At 66.9% G+C, this 20,679-nt stretch carries 20 protein-coding genes; 15 read left to right on the forward strand and 5 right to left on the reverse strand.

The window, feature by feature from the left end:
* The coding region (locus GM672_RS18935) for a DEAD/DEAH box helicase (RefSeq protein WP_155472095.1) at positions 1–1,266 on the reverse strand (1,266 nt) is incomplete at its 3' end.
* 176 nt (positions 1,267–1,442) lie between these two features.
* Positions 1,443–2,225 (reverse strand): inositol monophosphatase family protein, encoded by a 783-nt coding sequence (locus GM672_RS18940; protein WP_155472128.1) that lies wholly within the window; start codon positions 2,223–2,225, stop codon positions 1,443–1,445.
* Positions 2,226–2,389: 164 nt separating this feature from the next.
* Between GM672_RS18940 and GM672_RS18945 the strand changes: the two genes are divergently transcribed.
* From GM672_RS18945 to yfcF, 11 genes are all read left to right on the forward strand, one after another.
* Positions 2,390–3,172, forward strand: coding sequence for an RNA methyltransferase (locus tag GM672_RS18945; protein ID WP_155472096.1), 783 nt, complete (start codon positions 2,390–2,392; stop codon positions 3,170–3,172).
* Positions 3,173–3,228: 56 nt separating this feature from the next.
* Positions 3,229–3,870, forward strand: coding sequence for a uridine kinase (gene udk, locus GM672_RS18950; protein WP_155472097.1), 642 nt, complete (start codon positions 3,229–3,231; stop codon positions 3,868–3,870).
* Positions 3,871–3,890: 20 nt separating this feature from the next.
* Positions 3,891–4,301 carry a hypothetical protein gene (locus GM672_RS18955; RefSeq protein ID WP_155472098.1) on the forward strand — a complete coding sequence of 137 codons (411 nt, stop codon included), beginning with the start codon at positions 3,891–3,893 and terminating at the stop codon, positions 4,299–4,301.
* Positions 4,302–4,414: 113 nt separating this feature from the next.
* Entirely contained in the window at positions 4,415–4,930 is a 516-nt protein-coding gene (locus GM672_RS18960) for a hypothetical protein (protein ID WP_155472099.1), read from the forward strand.
* Positions 4,927–6,540, forward strand: coding sequence for a GMC family oxidoreductase (locus GM672_RS18965; RefSeq protein ID WP_155472100.1), 1,614 nt, complete (start codon positions 4,927–4,929; stop codon positions 6,538–6,540). Before GM672_RS18960 ends, GM672_RS18965 begins: the two co-directional genes overlap by 4 nt.
* 38 nt (positions 6,541–6,578) lie before the next feature.
* The gene (locus tag GM672_RS18970) at positions 6,579–7,511 is read left to right on the forward strand and encodes an esterase/lipase family protein (RefSeq protein ID WP_155472101.1); all 933 of its coding nucleotides are present in this window, start codon (positions 6,579–6,581) and stop codon (positions 7,509–7,511) included.
* A 238-nt stretch (positions 7,512–7,749) separates the two neighbouring features.
* A complete protein-coding gene (locus tag GM672_RS18975) occupies positions 7,750–11,370 on the forward strand; it encodes an EAL domain-containing protein (RefSeq protein ID WP_170300141.1) in 3,621 nt (1,206 codons plus the stop codon).
* Between the two features lie 7 nt (positions 11,371–11,377).
* The gene (locus tag GM672_RS18980) at positions 11,378–11,662 is read left to right on the forward strand and encodes a phasin family protein (RefSeq protein ID WP_155472102.1); all 285 of its coding nucleotides are present in this window, start codon (positions 11,378–11,380) and stop codon (positions 11,660–11,662) included.
* A 91-nt stretch (positions 11,663–11,753) separates the two neighbouring features.
* Complete coding sequence (locus GM672_RS18985) at positions 11,754–12,422, forward strand: TetR/AcrR family transcriptional regulator (RefSeq protein ID WP_155472103.1); 669 nt, start codon at positions 11,754–11,756, stop codon at positions 12,420–12,422.
* Positions 12,419–12,976 carry an LOG family protein gene (locus GM672_RS18990; RefSeq protein WP_170300142.1) on the forward strand — a complete coding sequence of 186 codons (558 nt, stop codon included), beginning with the start codon at positions 12,419–12,421 and terminating at the stop codon, positions 12,974–12,976. Before GM672_RS18985 ends, GM672_RS18990 begins: the two co-directional genes overlap by 4 nt.
* Before the next feature lie 222 nt (positions 12,977–13,198).
* Positions 13,199–13,816 carry a glutathione transferase gene (gene yfcF / locus GM672_RS18995; RefSeq protein ID WP_155472104.1) on the forward strand — a complete coding sequence of 206 codons (618 nt, stop codon included), beginning with the start codon at positions 13,199–13,201 and terminating at the stop codon, positions 13,814–13,816.
* Between the two features lie 20 nt (positions 13,817–13,836).
* On the opposite strand, the gene GM672_RS19000 is transcribed toward yfcF, so the two are convergent.
* Complete coding sequence (locus GM672_RS19000; RefSeq protein WP_155472105.1) at positions 13,837–14,358, reverse strand: YgjP-like metallopeptidase domain-containing protein; 522 nt, start codon at positions 14,356–14,358, stop codon at positions 13,837–13,839.
* Positions 14,359–14,532: 174 nt separating this feature from the next.
* On the opposite strand from GM672_RS19000, the gene GM672_RS19005 reads away from it, so the two are divergent.
* From GM672_RS19005 to GM672_RS19020, 4 genes are all read left to right on the forward strand, one after another.
* Positions 14,533–15,579, forward strand: coding sequence for an NAD(P)-dependent alcohol dehydrogenase (locus tag GM672_RS19005; protein ID WP_155472106.1), 1,047 nt, complete (start codon positions 14,533–14,535; stop codon positions 15,577–15,579).
* 70 nt (positions 15,580–15,649) lie between these two features.
* Positions 15,650–16,555, forward strand: coding sequence for an endonuclease (locus GM672_RS19010; protein ID WP_155472107.1), 906 nt, complete (start codon positions 15,650–15,652; stop codon positions 16,553–16,555).
* Positions 16,556–16,667: 112 nt separating this feature from the next.
* Complete coding sequence (locus GM672_RS19015; RefSeq protein WP_155472108.1) at positions 16,668–17,102, forward strand: energy transducer TonB; 435 nt, start codon at positions 16,668–16,670, stop codon at positions 17,100–17,102.
* A 16-nt stretch (positions 17,103–17,118) separates the two neighbouring features.
* Positions 17,119–17,931 carry an APH(3')-I family aminoglycoside O-phosphotransferase gene (locus GM672_RS19020; protein WP_371867083.1) on the forward strand — a complete coding sequence of 271 codons (813 nt, stop codon included), beginning with the start codon at positions 17,119–17,121 and terminating at the stop codon, positions 17,929–17,931.
* A 16-nt stretch (positions 17,932–17,947) separates the two neighbouring features.
* On the opposite strand, the gene ampC is transcribed toward GM672_RS19020, so the two are convergent.
* Both ampC and blaOXA read right to left on the reverse strand, forming a co-directional pair.
* Positions 17,948–19,819: a class C beta-lactamase gene (gene ampC, locus GM672_RS19025; RefSeq protein WP_155472110.1), complete on the reverse strand. Its 1,872-nt coding sequence runs from the start codon at positions 19,817–19,819 to the stop codon at positions 17,948–17,950.
* Between the two features lie 12 nt (positions 19,820–19,831).
* The gene (gene blaOXA / locus GM672_RS29990) at positions 19,832–20,644 is read right to left on the reverse strand and encodes a class D beta-lactamase (protein ID WP_371867084.1); all 813 of its coding nucleotides are present in this window, start codon (positions 20,642–20,644) and stop codon (positions 19,832–19,834) included.
* Positions 20,645–20,679: the final 35 nt, after the last annotated feature.

Genomic DNA, 20,679 nt, shown 5'->3' on the forward strand with positions numbered 1-20,679 from the left:
GGCCGGCTTGCCGCGACCGCCGCCACCGCCGCCACCGCCGCCGCCTGCGCGGGGGTTGTTGCGGTGGTGGCCGGTGCCGCTGCGCAGCTGGATCGGCTGGGCGCGGGCGGTCGGATCGGGCTCGAAGCCGGCGATGACTTCACGCGGCAAGGTTTGCTTGATGAGCTTCTCGATGTCCTTCAGCATGTCGTGCTCGTCCACGCAGACGAGCGACACGGCTTCGCCGGTGGCGCCGGCGCGGCCCGTGCGGCCGATGCGGTGGACATAGTCTTCCGGCACGTTCGGCAGGTCGTAGTTGACCACGTGCGGCAGCTGGTCGATGTCGATGCCGCGCGCGGCGATGTCGGTGGCGACCAGCACCTGCAGGGTGCCGTCCTTGAACTCGGCCAGCGCGCGGGTGCGGGCCGACTGGCTCTTGTTGCCGTGGATGGCCATCGCGCCGATGCCGTCCGCGCCCAGCTGTTCGACCAGCTTGTTGGCGCCGTGCTTGGTGCGGGTGAACACGAGGACCTGGGTCCACTTGTGCGTGCGGATCAGGTACGACAGCATCGGGTGCTTCTTGTCGCGGTCGACGGGGTGGATCTTCTGGGCGATGATCTCCACCGTCGAATTGCGGCGTGCCACTTCGATGGTGGCGGGATTGTTCAGCAGGCCGTCGGCCAGGGCCTTGATCTCGTCGGAGAAGGTGGCCGAGAACAGCAGGTTCTGGCGCTTCGCCGGCAGGGCGGCCAGCACCTTGCGGATGTCGCGGATGAAGCCCATGTCCAGCATGCGGTCGGCTTCGTCCAGGATCAGGATCTCCACCTTGCCCAGGTCGACGGTTCCCTGCTGCATGTGGTCCAGCAAGCGGCCTGGCGTGGCGACGAGGATGTCGACGCCGTGCTTGAGCAGCTTGATCTGTGGATTGATGCTGACGCCGCCGAAGATCACGGCCGAATTCAGGCGCGTGTACTTGCCGTAGACCTTGACGCTTTCCTCCACCTGGGCGGCCAGTTCGCGGGTCGGCGTCAGGATCAGGGCGCGGATCGGCCGCGGCGACGTGTTGCTGGTCAGTTTCGAACCAAAGGCGTCGGTGGAAAGGCGGTGCAGCACGGGCAGGGTGAAGCCGGCGGTCTTGCCGGTTCCCGTCTGCGCACCGGCCAGCAGGTCGCCGCCGTTCAGCACAGCGGGAACGGCCTGACTCTGGATCGGCGTCGGCGCCGTGTAACCCGTTTCGGTAACGGCGCGCAGGATCGCGTCGGACAGGCCAAGTTGAGAGAAGGACATAGGTACTCGATATAGAAATCTGCCCCTGCCAGTGTTGGCAGATGGGAATGGATGCAGCCGGGCGGAATTACCGCACAGATAGTATAGCAGCGAATTTCAACGCTAATTTCGCTCTGGAAATAAAAAAGGGGGCTTTCGCCCCCTTTTTTTGTAACAATGTCACAGAATCTTGTTAATTACGCAAATTCCGTCAGCAAACCGACCAGCTGGCCGAACACCTTTGGGCCGGCAGCGATGATGTTTCCACTAGTCATGTGGTCGGACTCGCCGTTGAATTCGCCTGCAATGCCGCCCGCTTCCGTCACCAGCAGGGAACCGGCCGCGATATCCCATGGCTGCAGGCCTTTTTCATAGTAGCCGTCCAGGCGGCCGCAGGCCACGTAGGCCAGGTCCAGCGCAGCCGAACCGGCGCGACGCACGCCATGGCTGCGCTCGGCTGTGATGGCATACATCTTCAGGTATTCGTCGAGCGCCTTCGGGCTGCCGTTTTTGTAGCCTGTAGCCAACAGTGCGCCTGCAATGCGGTCCTGCTTGCGCACACGGATGCGCTTTTCGTTCAGGTAGGCGCCGGCGCCTTTCTCTGCCGTGAACAGGTCGTTGGCGACGGGGTCGTAGACGAGGCCGAGCGTGATGACGCCGCGCTGCTGCAGCGCGATGGAGACGGCGTACTGGGGGAAGCCATGGATGAAGTTGGTGGTACCGTCCAGTGGATCGATGATCCACACGAATTCACTCTCGTCGTTCACATTGCCGGTGGTGCCGGATTCCTCGCACAGGAAGGCGTGGCTGGGGTAGGCTTTTTGCAACACTTCAATGATGGCCTGCTCGGCGGCCTGGTCGACGTCCGTCACGAAATCGTTGTGTTGTTTTTCGGTAACACTGACCCGATCCAGGTCGAACGACGCGCGGTTGATGACGGCGGCAGCGCGGCGGGCGGCTTTCACGGCCGTGTTGAGCATTGGATGCATTGCAATTCCCCAAATGGAAGCGCGACCCCGGCACTGCGTACCAGTGGTACGCGCGCTGCAGGATCGGTGCTGTGTGAACAAGAATGAATTAAAGAGCGGTGCGTCGCGACAGGGTAGAATTTGCACCCATCGTCTTCGCCAAACCGCTATTTTAAATGATGCAGCCAGAAATCACATCGTCTCTTTTCACGCGCCTGAGAGTCGTGCTGGTGGAAACCAGCCGCCCCGGTAATATCGGCGCGGTCGCGCGTGCGATGAAAACGATGGGCTTTTCCGACCTGGTGCTGGTCAGTCCCCGCCATGAAGGCGCCTTGCAGCACGAGGAAGCGGTGGCCTTCGCCAGCGGCGCCCAGGACATCCTGGAAGGCGCCCGCATCGTCGCCACCATCGGCGAAGCGCTGGAGGGCATCAACTATGCGGCGGCCGTGTCGGCCCGGCTGCGCGAGTTCTCGCCTCCCGTGCAGACACCGCGCGAGGTGGCCGGACACGTGGCCGGCGAGGCCGGCCTGCATGCGGCCCTGATCCTCGGCAACGAGCGCTTCGGTTTGCCGAACGATATCGTCGAGCGCTGCAATGTGCTGATCAATATTCCCGCCAATCCGGACTACTCGTCGCTGAACCTGGCCCAGGCGGCCCAGGTGCTGCTCTACGAATGCCGCATGGCGGCGCTGGCCGCCGGCGCGACGAGCGTGCCGCACAAGCCGGCCGTGGATGTGGGTTTTCATGGCGACTCGGCCAGTCTGGCCCAGGTCGAAGGGATGTACCAGCACCTGGAACAGGCCCTCGTGGCCATCGATTTCCTCGACGCGAACAACCCCCGCAAGCTGATGCCGCGCCTGAAGCGCCTGTTCTCGCGCACCCAGCTGGAGACGGAGGAAGTCAATATCCTGCGCGGCATCGCCCGCCAGATCCTGGCGCGCTGCAAGCCGGGGAAATGAGCGCGCCCGGCAACGCCCGCCTGTAAGTTCGGCCGCCGCTCCGGTATCATTCGGGGATGAATCAGATTTCCTTTTCCCCATTTGTCATTGGTGTCGCTGGCGGAAGCGGCAGTGGCAAGTCAACGGTATCCCAGCAGGTGCTCGCTTCCTTCGGCGCCGACATGGTCTCGGTCGTCATGCAGGACGATTATTACTGCGACCAGACCGGCCTTCCCCCGGACGTGCGCCGCAAGCAGAACTACGACCACCCGCAGGCCTTCGACTGGCCGCTCTTGATCCAGCATGTGCAGGCCCTGCGCAACGGCGAAACCATCGCCATGCCGGAGTACGATTTCACCATCGACAACCGCTCCAACAAGACCATCGCCGTCAAGCCCGCCCCCGTCATCGTCATCGAAGGCCTGTTCGCCCTGTTCGATGCCGACCTGCGCCGGATGATGTCGCTGAAGATCTTCGTCGACACGGCGCCGGACGTGCGCTTCATCCGCCGCATGCAGCGCGATATCGCCGAGCGCGGCCGCACCATGGAAAGCATCATCGGCCAGTACCTGGAAACCGTGCGCCCCATGCACAAGCAGTTCATCGAGCCGACCAAGCGCCACGCCGACGTCATCCTGCCGCACGGCGCCAACGGCCCGGCGGTCGATGTCATCACCACCAAGGTGGCGAGCGTGATCGGGCAGTTGAAGGGGGCGTGAACTTGCCGGCACGCGCACCCATGGCAAGGATGCAGCCGGTGGCGGCGAGGCTGCGGTCGATGTTGCAATCGCTCCGGTCCTTCCGGTTCGCCAGCGCCCTGCCGCAGCGCTACCTGGGCCGGCACTGCACCGGCAGGCAGTGGCGCAGCGCATTTCCTGACGCCACCAAGGCTGACATCCGTCAATTCCTTCTCGGGTTCGTCACCGCCTTCGGGTTCTTGGATGACGAAAAATTAAAGTTCGGACCAGGCGACCCGCTGCGGCAAATTTACCGCGACCTGTATCCCAGCCGTTGTATGCCGGATGGCCTGGAGTTCGAGACGCTGGCGGCCGACTTGCGCACGAAACACGGCATTGCGCTCGGCGACCTGTTGAGCGACACCTTGACCCTGGGCGAGCTGTTCGGACACGTCCAGCGTTCCCGCGCCTGAGCAGTACAAGGCGTGCGCAAGCCGCGCCGACCGAAGCTTTCCTCTAATCCGGCCCCAAGCCTTCCCGTACACTCATCCTTATAAATAGCAGTCATAAAACCAAGGATGGAGACATGACCACACGCAGACTGTTCCTGAAGGCGGGGGCCTGCGGCGCCCTCGCGCTGGCGGCGGGCGGCGCCCTGTACCGGGGCCTGCAGGCGCGCTCGCCCCAGCGCTTCAACCTCGACAGCGCGGGCCGCGAGCTGCTCACGGCCCTGGTGCCAGCCATTGTCGGCCCGGCGCTGCCCACCGCCACTGCCCAGCGCCGTACCGCCATCGACGGCACCGTCGAGCGCGTGCGTGGGGCCATCGCCGGCCTGCCGCTGGCCACCCAGGCCGAGCTGCGCGACCTGTTCGGCCTGCTCGGCCTGGCGCCGTCGCGCCGCCTGCTGGCCGGCCTGCCGGCCTGGCGCGATGCGACACCGGCGCAGTTGCAGGCCTTCCTGCAGGACTGGCGCCTGCACCGTTTCGCGCAACTGCGCGCCGGCTACCAGGCCTTGCACGACCTCGTGCTGGGCAGCTGGTATGCCGACCCGGCCAGCTGGGCCGCGATCGGCTATCCCGGCCCGATGAAGGAGCTGGCATGAGCGCCGTGCCCGACCCCATCGAAGCGGGCCTCGCGGCCGGCTGGCACGTGATCGACTGCGCCACCCTCGACGAGGACCGCACCATCGAGGCCGACGTGGCCATCATCGGCAGCGGCGCCGGCGGCGGCGTCACGGCCGAGATCCTGACGGCGGCCGGGCTGAAGGTCGTCATCGTGGAGGAGGGCGGCTTGCACTCGTCGCGCCACTTCCGCATGCGCGAGGCCGAGGCCTATCCGAAGCTGTACCAGGAATCGGCCGCCCGCAAGACGCGCGACAAGGGCATCAATATCCTGCAGGGCCGCACGGTGGGTGGCTCCACCACCGTCAACTGGACGTCGAGCTTTCGCACGCCCGCCGCCACCCTGGCGCACTGGCAGGAACGCTACGGCCTGCGGGATTATTCGGCGGCGGCGCTGGCGCCGTGGTTCGAGCGGATGGAAGCGCGCCTGCAGATCGCCGACTGGCCGACGCCGCCGAACGCCAACAACGCGCTGCTGCGCCAGGGCGCCGAGCGCCTGGGCATCCATACGGCGGCGATCCGGCGCAACGTCAACGGCTGCTGGAACCTGGGCTACTGCGGCATGGGCTGCCCCACCAATGCCAAGCAGTCGATGCTGGTGACGACCATTCCGGCCGCGCTGGCGGCCGGCGCCACCCTGCTGACGCGGGCCCGCGCAGAGCGCCTCGTGTTCAAGGGCGACCGCGCCGAGCATGTGCTGCTCGCCGCACTGGATGCCGACGGCATCGCCGCCACGGGCCGCACCGTCACCCTGCGCGCGCGCCACGTGGTGGTGGCCGGCGGCGCCATCAACTCGCCCGGCCTGCTGCTGCGTTCCGGCGCGCCCGACCCCGACAGGCTGCTGGGCAAGCGCACCTTCCTGCATCCGACCCTGGTGTCGGCCGGGCGCTTCGCCCAACCCGTCGAAGGCTATGCCGGCGCGCCGCAGACGATCTACTCGGACCACTTCCTCGACACCTTGCCTGTCGGCGGCCCGGCCGGCTACAAGCTGGAAGTGCCGCCGCTGCACCCGCTGCTGCTGTCGACCACCCTGGCCGGCTTCGGCGCGGCCCATGCGGAAGCGATGCGCCACTTCGCCAACACGCAGGGTATGCTGGCATTGCTGCGCGACGGCTTCCATGCCGGCTCGCAGGGCGGCGCCGTGCTGCTGCGGCCGGACGGCTCGGCCGAACTGGATTACACGATGACCCACTACCTGTGGGACGGCGCCCGGCGCGCGCTGCTGACGATGGCCGAGATCCAGTTCGCCGCCGGCGCCCTGGCCGTGATGCCGATGCACGAGATGGGCCGGCACTATGGCTCTTGGCGTGAAGCGAAGGAGGCCATCGGCGCGCTGCCGATGGCGCCGCTGCTGACCAGGGTCGCGTCGGCCCACGTGATGGGCGGCTGCACGATGGCCGCCGCCGCCCGCGACGGCGTGGTGGCACCGGACGGGCGTTACCGCGAGCTGGCCAATGTGTCGGTGCACGACGGCTCGCTGTTCCCCACGTCGATCGGCGCCAATCCGCAGTTGTCGATCTACGCCATTACGGCGCGGCTGGCCGATGGCCTGGCGCGTGAGTTGACGAACGGTCCGGCGCGGGCCGCGTGACCCGGGAAGACAATCGAGGCATGAATCGGAGACAGAACATGGTGATCCGCATCCTGCTGGCGATCATGGCGGTGCAGGTGCTGTGCGCGCTGGCGATCTGGTACGGCGCCACGGCCTACGTGCCGGCCGACGTGGCACTGGCGCTGGCGCTGCTGGCCGTCGTGCTGGTGCGGCTGGCCATCACGGCCAATAACTTCCGCCTGAGCCGCCGTTTCGGCAGCGCCACGCCGCCGGACCACGTGCTCGACCTGGCCGGGCGGGCGCGCCTGCTGTTCGGCGAGTTCCGCGCCACCATGCTGATGTCGTCCTGGACCATGCTGAGGCACCGGCCCGGCATGCACCTGTCGCCCCGGCATCCGGCCGGCGTGCCGCCCGTGCTGCTGATCCACGGCTACGGCTGCAACGGCGGCTACTGGCAGGCGCTGCGTGACCAATTGGCCGACGACGGCATCAGCCACGATACGGTCGACCTGGAACCTGTCACGGCCTCCATCGACGATTTCACCGGTGCCGTCGAGGCCAGTGTGCGGCGGCTGCTGGCCGCCACGGGCGCGGCCCGGGTCGTCCTCGTCGGCCACAGCATGGGCGGCCTGGTGGCCCGCGCGTGGCTGCGCCGCTACGGCGCGGCGGCGGAAAGCCTGGTCGAGCGCGTCGTCACGGTGGGCACGCCCCATTTCGGCACCGAACTGGCCGGCTTCGGCTTCGGCGAGAACGCGCGCCAGATGCGCCACAACGATCCATGGCTGCTGCAGCTCGATGCCGACGACGGCGGACGGCGTAACCTGTTCACGTCGATCTGGTCGTGGCACGACAACATCATCGCCCCCCAGACCTCCTGCCACCTGCCGGGCGCACGCAATATCGCCGTCGGCGGCATCGGCCACGTCGCCCTTGGCAGTCATCCAACAGTGTTGCGCACGATACGCGAAGAGATTTTGACGGCAGCCCCGCCATCCGCTAGACTCTATTGACTTGTGGAAATAATTTCTCGCGCTGCAATAGATTATCAAATAAGCGGCGGAGCAGTGCGCGAAGCACGGACCGCTCCGGCGCTGTGCCGGGGCGGTTCGTGCTTCGCGTTCCCGGGGAATAAGGGATACTGACAGGACGGGGAGGGCGTAAGGCCCGAGGAGAGCGGGATCGCAGGATCACGCCGGCGCGGCTGCGCCGGACAAGGTTCGCGGCCCGGAAAAATACAGGAGCGCGAACGTGTCGGCACGGATCCTCATCATTGAAGACAACCCCACCAATATGGAGCTGATGGTCTATCTGCTGCGTGCCTTCGGCTATACGCCGCTGTCGGCCAGCGATGGGGAAGAAGGCGTGGCCACGGCCCGCCGCGAACGGCCCGACCTGATCATCTGCGACGTCCACCTGCCCAAGCTGGACGGCTACGGCGTTGTCGCGGCACTGAAGGCCGATGCCGTCACGCGGGCCATTCCCGCGCTGGCCGTCACGGCGCTGGCCATGGTGGGCGACCGCGAGCGGCTGCTGGCGGCCGGTTTCGACGGCTATATCGGCAAGCCCATCGAACCGGACAGTTTCGTGACCCAGATCGAGTCTTTTTTACCGGGGGAGATGTCGCCCCCTGAACCAGCCGACATCGCCACCATCCTGATCGTCGACGATCATGTGCTGAACCGCGAATTCCTGATGACCCTGCTGGGCTTTTCCGGCTACCGCCTGATGGAAGCGGCCAGCGGCGCCGAAGCCCTGCGCCTGATCGCGCAGACGCCGCCGGACCTGATCATCTCCGACATCCTGATGCCGCAAATGGATGGCTACGAGCTGGTCGCGCGCGTGCGTGCCGACCCCGTCACGGCCAAGGTGCCCATCATCTTCTATACGGCCACCTACCGCGAGAAGGAAGCGGCCGCCGTGGCCGAGGCCTGCGGCGTGCGCTGGGTGCTGCCGAAACCGTCCGACCCGGACGTGATCCTGTCGACCGTGCACGAGGCGCTGGGCGTGGAGTCGCCGCCGGCCCTGCTCGATATGGCCCCGCAGCCGCCGGCCGATCCGAAACTGGGCGACATCGGCACCAAGATGGTCGAATACCTGGACGCGGTGGAGTCGTCCAGCCAGCTGCTGACGCAACTGGCCCACCACGGCGACAGCCGCGACGGCGAGACCGAGCGCCTGCGCACGATGACGCAGCGCCTGTCCGGCAGCCTGTCGAGCCTGCAGGCCGTCAGCCTGCGCCTGACGGCGCTGATCGAACTGGGCATCGAGCTGGGCGCCCAGCGCGAGCCGCAAGGGCTGCTCGATATCGGCTGCAAGGTGGCGCAGAACATCTGCGTGTCGCGCTATGCCTGCATCGGCGTGCTGTCCGAGGACGGCCGTTCGCTCAGCTACTTCAGCTGCTGCGGCCTGGCCGATGCGGCCCGCATCCTGTGCGGCGCACCCGATGCCGGCGTGCTGCGCCAGGTGATGCATGCGCGCGCGGCCCTGCGCAAGGGCGGCCTGCCGGGCCACCCGACCCACCTGGGGCTGCCGGACGAACACCCGCCCGTGCATTCCTTCCTGGGCGTGCCGATCGCGTCGAACGAGCGGGTGCACGGCTGGCTGTACCTGGCCGACAAGATGGGCGCGGAGGAGTTTTCCGAAGTGGACGAGCGTGTCGCCGTCACCGTGGCGGCGCAGGTGGCCGTCGCCTTCGAGAACCTGCGCCTGTACGACGAGATCCGGCGCCACCACGCCCAGCTGCAGGCCGACCTGGACGCGCGCACCAAGCTGACCGAGGACCTGCACCGCTTCCGCCTGGCGATGGACGCCACGGCGGACGCCATCTTCCTCGTCGACCGCGCCAATATGTGCTTCGTCGACGTCAACGTGACGGCCTGCCGCATGCTGGGCTACGAGCGCGAGGACTTCCTGCTGGTGGGGCAGCGCGACCGGGGCAGTGCGCCCGGCCAGCTGGCCGAACTGTATGAGAAGCTGCTGGCCGGCGACCAGAGCGGCGCCATGGCCGAACTGCTGCTGCACCGGCGCGACGGCACCCTGCTGTCCGTCGAGGTGCAGCGCCGCACCCTGCGCTCGGGCCAGAACTGGATCCTGGTGGCGGTGGCGCGTGACATCACCGAGCGCAAGGAAGCGGAGCGGCGCCTGCTGAAGCTGGCCCATTTCGACACGCTGACGAACCTGCCCAACCGCAGCCAGCTGTACGAGTCGCTGACCCATTCGCTGGTCCAGGCCACGGAACACCGCTGGGCGCTGGCCGTGCTGTTCCTGGACATGGACCGCTTCAAGAACATCAACGATACCCTGGGCCACACCATCGGCGACGAACTGCTGCGCCAGTTCGCCAGCCGTCTGGTGGACTGCCTGCGCGTGCGCGACACCATCGGCCGCTTCGGCGGCGACGAATTCGCCGCCATCCTGATGCTGCCGGACGGCGTGCAGACGGCGCTGCCCGTGATCGACAAGATCCGCGAGGCGATGCGCCAGCCCTTCGACCTGTTCGGCCATGAAGTGACCGTCACGGCCAGCATCGGCATTTCCGTGTTCCCGGACGACGGAAACGACGCCGACACCCTGATCAAGTATGCCGACACGGCCATGTACCGCGCCAAGGAAGCGGGGCGCGACGCCTTCCGCTTCTTCACGGCCGAGATGAACGCCCAATCCCTGGCCCGCCTGGACCTGGAAAACGCGCTGCGCCGCGCCATCGACAACGAGGAGTTCGTGTTGTACTTCCAACCCAAGGTGCACCTGTCGACAGGGCGTATCAGCGGCGCCGAGGCGCTGATCCGCTGGAACCGGCCCGGCCACGGGATGGTGTCGCCGGCCCTGTTCATCCCGCTGCTGGAAGAAACGGGGCTGATCGTGCGCGTCGGCGTGTGGGTCATCAACGAGGCCTGCCGGCGCATCGCCGCCTGGCGCGCCTGCGGCGCCGGCTCCGTGCAGCTGTCGGTGAACGTGTCGGGCATCCAGTTCTTTGTCGGTGGCCTGCAGGAAGAAGTGCTGAAGGCCCTGCGCGAACACGATATTCCGCCCGAGCTGCTGGAACTGGAGCTGACGGAAAGCTCCCTGATGTCGAACGCGGAAGAAACCATCACGGTGCTGCAGAACCTGAAGGAACTGGGCATCAAGATCTCGATCGACGATTTCGGCACCGGTTATTCGTCGCTGGCGTACCTGAAGCGCTTCCCGATCGACAAGCTCAAGATCGACATCGCCTTCGTGCGCGAAGTCACCAGCAACCCCGACGACGCCGCCATCGTGCTGGCCATTATCAATATGGCGCACAGCATGAAGCTGAAGGTGATCGCCGAAGGCGTCGAGAAGGACGCGCAGCTGGCCTACCTGCGCCGCCACGACTGCGACGAGATCCAGGGCTATTACTTCAGCCGCCCCGTGCCGGCCGAGGACTTCGAGGCCATGCTGCGCGAAGGGCGCCACCTGCAGCCGTCGGCGGAAGAGGGCCGCCACGGCGAGCAGCCGACCCTGTTGATCATCGACGACGACGCCTTCATGCTCGACGTGCTGTCGGACTTCCTGGCACAGGACGGCTACCGCATCCTGACGGCGCAGACGGCGGCGGAGGGCTTCGACATCCTGGCACGCTACCGGGTGCACGTGATCCTGTGCGACCAGTGCATGCCGCACATGAACGGCACCGAGTTCATGGAGCGGGTCAAGAACCTGGCGCCGGACACCTTCCGCATCATGCTGTCGGCCTATTCGGACCTGACGCCCATCATGGCCGCCATCAACGACGGCGCCATCGACCGCTTCTACACCAAGCCATGGAAGGGCGCCGTGCTGCGCGAGAATATCCGCGAGGGCTTCCGCCTGCATGGCCTGGCGCGCGGGCGCCGCCAGGCCGCGTGAGGTTGCCATGACCAAGAAAGCCAAGACACAGCTGATCTGGCAGGCGGGGGTGGATGCCTTCGCCTCGCGCCGCCAGAAGGTGGAGGAAATGCGCGCCCAGGTGCGGGTCGCGCGCGACGTCCAGGCCCGGCCCGGGCCCCGCGTGGTCGACCCCATCGACACGGTGGTGGAGGAGCACGTGCGGCGCGCGCTGCTGACGGCCACCTTGCCGCTGCGGCAGGAACTCGAGGCGCTGAAGGCCGAAGTGGACGCGCTGCGCAGCCAGGTGGCGCGCCTGTCCGGGCAGGATTGAATGGCGGGATCGACACGGTGGGTCGCGGCCGCAGTTCCGGCTCGGCCGCCATCGGTGTTATCCTTGCGGGAGAAATCACCACTTGACTGCCATGCTACAAAAAGCCCCACGACGCACACGCGAACGCATACTGGAATTATCGCTGCGCCTGTTCAATGAATTCGGCGAGCCGAACATCACGACCACCGTGATCGCCGAAGAGATGAATATCTCGCCGGGGAACCTGTACTACCATTTCCGCAACAAGGACGATATCGTCAACTCGATCTTCGTGCAGTTCGAGCAGGAGATCGAACGCATCCTGCACGTGCCCAGCGGGCGCCGCTCGAATATCGAAGACGTGTGGCAGTACCTGCACCTGATGTTCGAACTGATCTGGCGCTACCGCTTCTTCTACCGCGACCTGAACGACCTGCTGTCGCGCAACCGCAAGCTGGAGCTGCACTTCAAGCAGATCCTGGCGCACAAGATCAAGGTCGCCACGCAGTTGTGCGTCGACCTGCGCGGCGAGGATTCGCTGGAGGCGAGCGACGTCACCATCGAAGCCATGGCGACGAACATGGTGGTGGTGGCGACGTACTGGCTGTCCTACGAATACGTGCGCAACCCGCGCAAGTACACGGAACAACAGTCGATGGCCGATGCGCTGGCGCGGGGCTGCTACCAGGTGCTGACCCAGGTCGAGCCTTACCTGCGCGGCGACACCCTGGTGCGCTTCCGCAAACTCTCCGATGACTACCTGAAGAAACTCAACAAGTGAAAGCAATCTGCGTGTATTGCGGCGCCAACGACGGCGCCGATCCCCTGTACGCCCAGGCCGCGCGCGCCATGGGCGCCGCCCTGGTGGAACACAACCTGGCCCTCGTCTACGGTGGCGGCAAGGTGGGCCTGATGGGCGTCATCGCCGACGAAGTGCTGCGCCTGGGCGGCGAAGTGACGGGCGTGATTCCGACTGCCCTGGTCGAACGGGAAGTGGGCCACACGGGCCTGACGCGCCAGTTCATCGTCAAGGACATGCACGAACGCAAAGCCATGATGGCGCGCTTGTCGGACGGCTTCATCGCCATGCCCGGCGGCATGGGCACGCTGGAAGAACTGTTCGAGATGCTGACGTGGGCCCAGTTGGGCATCCACGACAAGCCCATCGGCCTGTTGAACGTGAACGGCTTCTACGACGGCCTGGCCGCCTTTATCGGCCACGCCCGCGAGGAAGGCTTCATCAAGCCCCAGCACGCGGCGCGCATGCTGGTCGAAGCCACGCCGCCGGACCTGCTGCACCGCCTGCGCCACTTCGGCGCACGACAGGGCGGCTGACCACGCATCCACAGTCCAGCTCGTGTCGACCTCGGGGTCAGGCACGTTTCTCGACACGAGCCGGGCGGTAGATTGCTGCGGCGGGCGCTGCCATGCCTGATACAGTGTCGAGACGACAGGGGCGCACTTGGCGCCACCGGCAAAGGCCGCCCCGAGGCCAGGTTGATAGGCTGATTAATAAGCTGATATGCTTGACGATCAGCCAACCATCGTGGAGTTCCCATGCTTCTGTACGCCGACAGCCAGTTCACCAGCCCTTATGCCATGTCCGTCTTCGTCGCGCTGAAGGAAAAGGGCATCGACTTCGAGCTGCGCACCGTCGACCTGAACGCGGGTGCGAACCGGGCGGCCGGCTATGCGGCGCAGTCGCTGACGCAGCGGGTGCCGACCCTGCTCGACGGCGACTTCGCGCTGTCCGAGTCGTCCGCCATCACGGAATACCTGGACGAGGTCCATCCCGGCACGCCGCTGTACCCGACGCAAGCGAAGGCGCGGGCGCGGGCGCGGCAGGTGCAGGCCTGGCTGCGCAGCGACCTGATGCCGATCCGCCAGGAGCGCTCGACCGACACGGTGTTCTACCAGCCGGCAAACGTAGCGCTGTCGGACGCCGCGCTGGCCGCTGCCGCGAAGCTGTTCCACGGCGCCGACGCATTGCTGGGGGACGGCCAGGAGTACCTGTTCGGTACCTGGTGCATCGCCGATGTCGACCTGGCCGTGATGCTGCACCGGCTGATCCTGAGCGGCGACGCCGTGCCGCCGAAGCTGCTGGCATACGCGCGCCACCAGTGGCAGCGGCCGTCCGTGCAGGAATGGGTCAATCTGCCGCGACCACCGCTGTAAGCGTCAAGCGGGTGCGGGGGCTACCACAGCTTCCGGCCCGAATGCTCCATCTCCGTCAGGTACAGCCGCACGTCGAACTCGTACTGGTGGTAGTTCGGTTCCATATACGTGCACAGTTTATAGAAGGCCTTGTCGTGGCCTTTTTCCTTCACGTGCGCCAGCTCGTGGACGGCGATCATGCGCAGGAACTCCAGCGGCACGTCGCGGAACATCGTCGCCACCCTGATCTCGTGCTTGGCTTTGAGCTTGCCGCCCTGGACGCGCGAGATCGACGTGTGCAGACCCAGCGCATGGTTGATGACGTGGATCTTGCTGTCGAAGGCGACCTTGTTGATCGGCTCCGCGTTGCGCAGGAATTCGCCCTTCAGGTCCTGCACGTAGTCGTACAGGGCCTTGTCGTTGCGGATGTCGTGGGCTTTCGGATAACGTTCCAGCAGGATGCCGCCCAGGCGGTCCTGGCCCAGCAGCTGCTCCACCTGCTGGCGGGTCTGGTCGGAATAGGCGCCCAGGTATTTCAGGGGCTGCGGTGCGGTTGGCTTCATGGCGGCGCACTTTACCATACCTGGCAGACCGCGCCCGCAAGAGGATCGGGCAAGGATTCAAGCCGAATGCGCAGCCTGGGGCCGTGCCCGATTGGGACAATGTGGACCGGCCCTCGGACGCGTCGCCACGCCGCGCGCGCATCCGGGGCCACCGAACCCACTGAAAGGAATTCCATGCAAGTCAACGCCTACGGCGCCCATGCGGGCGACAAACCCCTAGAACCCCTGCGCATCACGCGCCGCGCGCCCGGCCCGCACGACGTCCAGATCGACATCGCGTTCTGCGGCATCTGCCATTCGGACCTGCACCAGGTGCGCGGCGAATGGCAAGGGACCCAATTCCCCTGCGTGCCGGGCCACGAGATCGTCGGCCGCGTGACGGCCGTCGGTGCCCACGTGTCAAGCCACGCCGTGGGCGACCTGGTGGGCGTGGGCTGCATCGTCGACAGCTGCCAGCATTGCGCCGAGTGCGACGACGGCCTGGAGAACTACTGCGACGGCATGGTCGGTACCTACAACGGCCCGACGGCGGACGCGCCGGGCTGGACGCAGGGCGGCTACTCGGAGCAGATCGTCGTGCACGAGCGCTATGTGCTGCGCATCCGCCACCCGGAAGGCGACCTGGCTGCCGTGGCGCCGCTGCTGTGCGCCGGTATCACGACCTATTCGCCGCTGCGCCACTGGCACGCCGGCCCGGGGAAGAAGGTCGGCATCGTCGGCATCGGCGGCCTGGGTCACATGGGCATCAAGCTGGCCCACGCGATGGGCGCGCACGTGGTGGCGTTCACCACGTCCGAATCGAAGCGCGCCGACGCGCTGGCGCTGGGCGCTGACGAAGTGGTGGTGTCGCGTAACGCCGGCGAGATGGCGGCGCACGCGCAGAGCTTCGACCTGATCCTGAACACCGTGGCCGCGCCGCACGACCTGGATGCCTTCCTCGTGCTGCTCAAGCGCGACGGCGCCCTGACCCTGGTGGGCGCGCCGGCGTCGCCGCACCCGTCGCCGAACGTGTTCAACCTGATCATGAGGCGCCGCACGGTGGCCGGCTCGATGATCGGCGGCATTCCCGAGACCCAGGAGATGCTGGACTTCTGCGCCGAGCACGGAATCGTGTCGGACATCGAACTGATTCGCGCCGACGAGATCAACGCCGCTTACGAGCGCATGCTCAAGGGCGACGTCAAGTACCGTTTCGTGATCGACAACGCCACCTTGAAGTAAGCGGGCCCTGACCCGCATTCGGCGCCGCCGGGGCCTTTCCCGGCGGCGCGCAAGATCGTATGATGGCGGGATGCACACCCACGTCACTTCGGTGGGGCTGCTGGTCTGCACCGATCCGGCACTGAACTTCAGCTATCCCGACCACATTCCCCGCGCCTGCCTCGACGCCTTGCCGCCGCAGCCGGGCATCTATATCTTTCGCGACGAAGCGGGCATTCCCGTCTATATCGGCAAGAGCGTCAATATCCGCCACCGCGTGCTGTCGCACCTGCGCACGGCCGGGGAAGCCCAGATGCTGGCGCGCACCCGCCATATCGACCACGAACGCACGGGCGGCGAGATCGGCGCGCTGCTGCGCGAGGCCCAGCTGATCAAGCAGCACCAGCCCGTGTTCAACGTCAAGCTGCGCCGCACGCGCGAGATGTGCTCGATCCGCATCGACGGCAGCTCGCCCCAGGTGGTGTTCGCCAGGGAGCTCGATTTCGGCCGCACGGAAGGCCTGTTCGGCCTTTTCCAGACCCCCAAGGCGGCGCAGGAAACGCTGCGCGAGCTGGCGCAGTCGGCCGGACTGTGCGCCGTGCTGACGGGGCTGGAAAAAGGCACGCCGGGCCGGCCCTGTTTCGCCCGGCAGATCAAGCGCTGCCACGGCGCCTGCACGGGCGAGGAAAGCCCGGCGGCGCACGCCGCGCGCATGCTGGCCGCGCTGGCGCCGCTCAAGGTGGCGCCGTGGCCGTATCCCGGGCCGATCGCCATCGTCGAGAAATCCGACGGCTTGCGCCAGCGTGCGCTGGTGGACAACTGGTGCTACCTGGGCACCAGCACCAGCTTGGGCAAGGGCAGGGCCGCGGTCAAGGCAAAGGCGCCGGCCCGCTTCGACGTCGACGTCTACCGCATCCTGGCCAAGCCGCTGCTGCGGGGCGAGCTGACGGTGGAGAGCCTGCAGGCGGCGTGCAGCCCCGGCGCCGAGAGTAAATAGCAGATTTGAAGTCGCCCAGTAGCCGCATTGCATGCCTGCCGCCCAGACGAAATCGCTGGCTGCACTCTTGTTCTTTTGGCTATAATCGGCTGCCTTATCGACCGAGAGCGCCATGACTCATCCGACTTTCCAGAGTGCGCGTATAACGCGCGCGCGTTGGCATCAGACGTTTATTTCCGTAGGTATCCTGGCCTTTCTGTCGGCGTGCAGCGCGCAACAGAAATCCGCCTCGCCGGCTGAAAACAATACCGCCACCGCGGTTCCCGCGCCGAAACTGCGCTCCGCCATGCCGCAAATGCCCTGCAAGAAGCCCGTATGGCCGCGCGAGGCCGAGCGCCAGCAACTGACGGGAACGGTCACGATGAAGTTCCTGATCGACCCGGAAGGCAAGGTGCTCGAGAAGGAAATCCTCAAGTCGAGCGGGCATCCGAGCCTGGACGTGGCGGCGCTGGACGGGACCGCGCGCTGCAAGCTCCAGGTCGCGCCGCAAGGTGGCGAACCGAAAAACGAATGGGTAGTGCTGCAATATGTCTGGACCTTCGACTGAAGGCTTGGCCGCGAATATCCAGGCTGGCCGTGAAGAAGCGTGTACCGCCCCGGCCGCGCCAGCGGATATCACCGCCGCATCGGCCGGCTACCTCTGGGCCCGCGATACCGTCGGCGAATCCGGCGGCCGGGTTCATCGGCTGCATGGCAAGGCCGGTGCGCCGGAGCTGTATCTGAAACACGGCAAGGACGCCGTGGCCGACGACATCGGTCACGAAATGGTGAAGCTGCGCTGGCTGGCGGACTATCTGCCGGTGCCGGCCGTCACGCAGTTCGTTCGCACACAGGACGAAGCCTGGCTGTTGATGACGGCGCTGCCCGGTCACACGGCTTATCAGGTGATGGCGGCGCGGCCCGACCTGCAAGGGGCGGTGGTGGACGCGCTGGCGACCTTCCTGCGCCGGCTCCATGTCATTCCCGCCGATGCATGTCCGTTCACGAGCGAGCATCCCTACCGGCTGGCGCGCGCCCGTTCCCGCATCGATGGCGACCTGGTCGACGAGGACGATTTCGACGAGGAACGCCAAGGCTGGACGGCGCAGCAGGTGTGGCAGGCGATGCAGGACCTGCTGCCGTTCGCGCCCGACCCGGTCGTCACGCACGGCGATTTTTCGCTCGATAACCTGATCATCCAGGGCGGTGACGTCGTTGGCTGTATCGACGTCGGGCAGGCCGGCATCGCCGACCGCTACCAGGACCTGGCCATCGCCTGGAACTGCCTGGGCGAATTCGGCCCCGCGCTGCAGCGGCGATTCCTCGCCCGGTACGGCATCGACCAGGTGGACCAGCGCAAGCTCGATTTCCACCTGATGCTCGACGAACTGTTCTAGCCGGGACCGGCAACCGTCACGGCGCCAGCGCCGACAGGATCGCGTGGGCCGCCTTGATGCGCTCCGTGTTCGGGTGGTAGCTGTTGGCCAGCATGACGATACCGATCCGCCGTGCCGGCACGAACACGGCGTAGGCACCGAAGCCGTTGGTCGAACCGGTCTTGTGGAACAGCGTCGCGCCGGTCGGCGGCACGGCCGGCACGGGCGTGGCGGCGTGTGCACCCCAGTTGGTCTCGAGGCCGGCCAGCATTTGCGCCACCGTCACGGGCCACGGGTACTGCTCCCAGCCCAATCCCTGCACCATCGGCCCGACCTTGAAACGGGGCAGTTGGGTGTCCTGCACGGCGCGGCGCATCAGCGGCGCCAGCCCGGACGGGTCGATATTGGCCTGTACGAAGCGCAGCACGTCGGCCGACGTGGACTTGACGCCGTAGGCTTCCAGGGCGTAGGGGCCGGGGTTGACGCGCACCGGCCGGCCTTCGTGGTAGCCCCACGCATAGTTCGGCATCGCGGCCGGCGGCACGGCGACGTACGTGCTGCGCAAGCCGAACGCGGGGAACAGCACCTGCTCCATGGCGTCGGTAAAATCGCGCCCCAAGGCCCGGGCGGTGACGTGGCCCAGCAGCCCAATGCTGGGGTTCGAATAGTTGCGCTCCCGGCCGGGCGGCGCGTCGCTGTGCCAATCGCGCAAGTACCGCAGCTCGCCCCCTCGCATCACCGCGTCGGGAAACTGCATCGGCATGGCGCCGGCCGTGTAGGTGCCCAGTTCGAGCAAGGTGGCCCGGTCGATGGGCCGTCCCGCCAGCTCGGGCACGTAACGCGACGGATGATCCATCAGCGACAGCTTGCCCTGCGCCTGCGCGTAGGTCGTCAAGGTGGAGGAAAACATCTTGCTGATCGAGCCCAGTTCGAACAGCGTGTGTTCCGTCACGGGCACCTTGCCCGCCAAAGCGGCCAGGCCGTAGTTGAAGAAGTAGGGCTTGCCGCCCACCGTGACGGCGACCGCCATGCCGGGCAGCTTGTTCGCGACCATCATCGGCACGATGGCCGCATCGACGGCGGCGCGCACCTTCGCCGTATCGTCGCCAAGGCGCGCCGGCAGGCGGCGCAGGAAGTCGTCCCGCACCTGGCGGCCGTGCGGTGGCCCCGCCTCGTCACGCGGACCGACGTCCATCTCGGCGAAGACGATGCGGCGCTCGCCCTTGACCAGCCAGCCCACGTACCAGCCCAGCCGCTGCGCGCGATCCGGCGTGCCGTCGGCCAGCACGGGCGAACCCGATCCCGTCTTGCCGACCACCTGCCAGCCGTCCACTCGTTCCGGCACCGTCGCCAGCGCGGCCGTCATCGCCAGGGCCTCCGGCCGCAGGCCCAGCTGGCCGTTGACGGCGCGGCGCAGGAAGGCCACCTGCTCGTCCGGCGAAATGCGCAGCGAGGAGCCCAGCCAGGACGCGCTCAGGCCGTTCTGCTTGCCGGCGTCGCCGGAAACGTCGCCATTGCCGTAATCGAAGCGCTTCATGTAGGCCTGGAAGCGCCGCTCGCCCAAGCTGCCGGTGAGCTGCTGCGAATACCAGACCACGGAGTTCTTCATCCACACGGCCGGATCGGTGGCCTGGCGCCACTCTGGCAGCCAGTCGACATAGCCTTCCTTGAACGGCAGGAGGGGGGCGTGCTCGCCTTGCAGGATGCCGCTGTCGTAGCCCATCAGGGCCAGCGGCAGCTTGAAGGTGGACATCGGCGGCATGCGCACGTCGCATTGGCCTTCGCGCAGCAGCCATTGGCCGGTGGCCGCGTCGGCCATGGCGATGCAGTGTGCCGCGCCATGGGCGATGCCATGGGCGAGCAAAGGGAGGGCCAGGCCCGTCAGGGCAGCCAGGGATTTCGATAGCATGGGAACTCCGGGTTAAAGTGTTTTCAATCGGTCAGGCAGCATGTGCAGGAAGGCGGCGCGTGTGCGGGGACCGGCCGCGCCTTCCGTTCGGTGGCGGTCCTGGGTAAGCTGGGCGAACACGATGGTGCGCTCGCCCTTCGTGGCCCAGCCGACGAACCAGCCGTAGGCGTGGTCCTCGTCGTCGCGGCCGTCCGGGCCGACCGGCGAGCCGGTGCCTGTCTTGCCGTACACCTGCCAGCCGTCGGGCAAATCGTCCAGGCGCAGCAGGCGTGCCGTCATGTCGTGCGCATGTGCCGACACGGGCAGTTCGCGGCGTACCAGGCGGCGCAGGAAGGCAGCCTGTTCGTCCGCCGAAATCGCCAGCGACGACGTGATCCACGACATGGTCAGGCCATTGGCCCGGCCCGCGTCGCCGGACGTGTCGCCGTTGCCATAGCCGAAGCCGCGCACGTAGCGGGCAAAGCGTTCCTCGCCGAGCTGCCGCGTGACCTGCTGCGCATACCAGGCGGCCGAGTACTTGATCCACTCGTGCGGGTCCATCGGCCGGCGCCATGCCGGCACCCAGTCGGCATAGCCGGCCTTGAAGGGCAGGCGGGGCGCGTGCTCGTCGTGCAGGAAGCCGCTGTCGTATCCCATCAGGCTGATGGCGATATTGAAGGTGGAGACGGGCGTGATGCGCACGCCGCAGTCACCGTCGCGCTGCAAGGGCTGGCCGGTGGCCGCGTCGAGCAGCAGGGTGCAGCGCAGCAGGCCGGCAGGAACGGGTTCGGCCTGCCACGCCAGCGCCGGCTGCAGCGCGAAGTTGGCGCCGGCGATGCCGGCCAGGCCGGCGGCCGCGGCACACCGTGCCCACAGCGCGC

Source organism: Pseudoduganella buxea (assembly GCF_009720835.1).
GTDB lineage: Bacteria > Pseudomonadota > Gammaproteobacteria > Burkholderiales > Burkholderiaceae_D > Rugamonas > Rugamonas buxea.

Bases quoted from the DNA above. Each gene is read 5' to 3' on its own strand.
- ampC (WP_155472110.1), bottom strand. From the start codon at position 19,819: ATGCTATCGAAATCCCTGGCTGCCCTGACGGGCCTGGCCCTCCCTTTG.
- GM672_RS18960 (WP_155472099.1), top strand. From the start codon at position 4,415: ATGACCACACGCAGACTGTTCCTGAAGGCGGGGGCCTGCGGCGCCCTC.
- yfcF (WP_155472104.1), top strand. From the start codon at position 13,199: ATGCTTCTGTACGCCGACAGCCAGTTCACCAGCCCTTATGCCATGTCC.
- GM672_RS19005 (WP_155472106.1), top strand. From the start codon at position 14,533: ATGCAAGTCAACGCCTACGGCGCCCATGCGGGCGACAAACCCCTAGAA.
- GM672_RS18965 (WP_155472100.1), top strand. From the start codon at position 4,927: ATGAGCGCCGTGCCCGACCCCATCGAAGCGGGCCTCGCGGCCGGCTGG.
- GM672_RS18985 (WP_155472103.1), top strand. From the start codon at position 11,754: ATGCTACAAAAAGCCCCACGACGCACACGCGAACGCATACTGGAATTA.
- GM672_RS18940 (WP_155472128.1), bottom strand. From the start codon at position 2,225: ATGCTCAACACGGCCGTGAAAGCCGCCCGCCGCGCTGCCGCCGTCATC.
- GM672_RS18955 (WP_155472098.1), top strand. From the start codon at position 3,891: ATGGCAAGGATGCAGCCGGTGGCGGCGAGGCTGCGGTCGATGTTGCAA.
- GM672_RS19015 (WP_155472108.1), top strand. From the start codon at position 16,668: ATGACTCATCCGACTTTCCAGAGTGCGCGTATAACGCGCGCGCGTTGG.
- GM672_RS18980 (WP_155472102.1), top strand. From the start codon at position 11,378: ATGACCAAGAAAGCCAAGACACAGCTGATCTGGCAGGCGGGGGTGGAT.
- GM672_RS18945 (WP_155472096.1), top strand. From the start codon at position 2,390: ATGATGCAGCCAGAAATCACATCGTCTCTTTTCACGCGCCTGAGAGTC.
- udk (WP_155472097.1), top strand. From the start codon at position 3,229: ATGAATCAGATTTCCTTTTCCCCATTTGTCATTGGTGTCGCTGGCGGA.
- GM672_RS18970 (WP_155472101.1), top strand. From the start codon at position 6,579: ATGGTGATCCGCATCCTGCTGGCGATCATGGCGGTGCAGGTGCTGTGC.
- GM672_RS19010 (WP_155472107.1), top strand. From the start codon at position 15,650: ATGCACACCCACGTCACTTCGGTGGGGCTGCTGGTCTGCACCGATCCG.
- GM672_RS19000 (WP_155472105.1), bottom strand. From the start codon at position 14,358: ATGAAGCCAACCGCACCGCAGCCCCTGAAATACCTGGGCGCCTATTCC.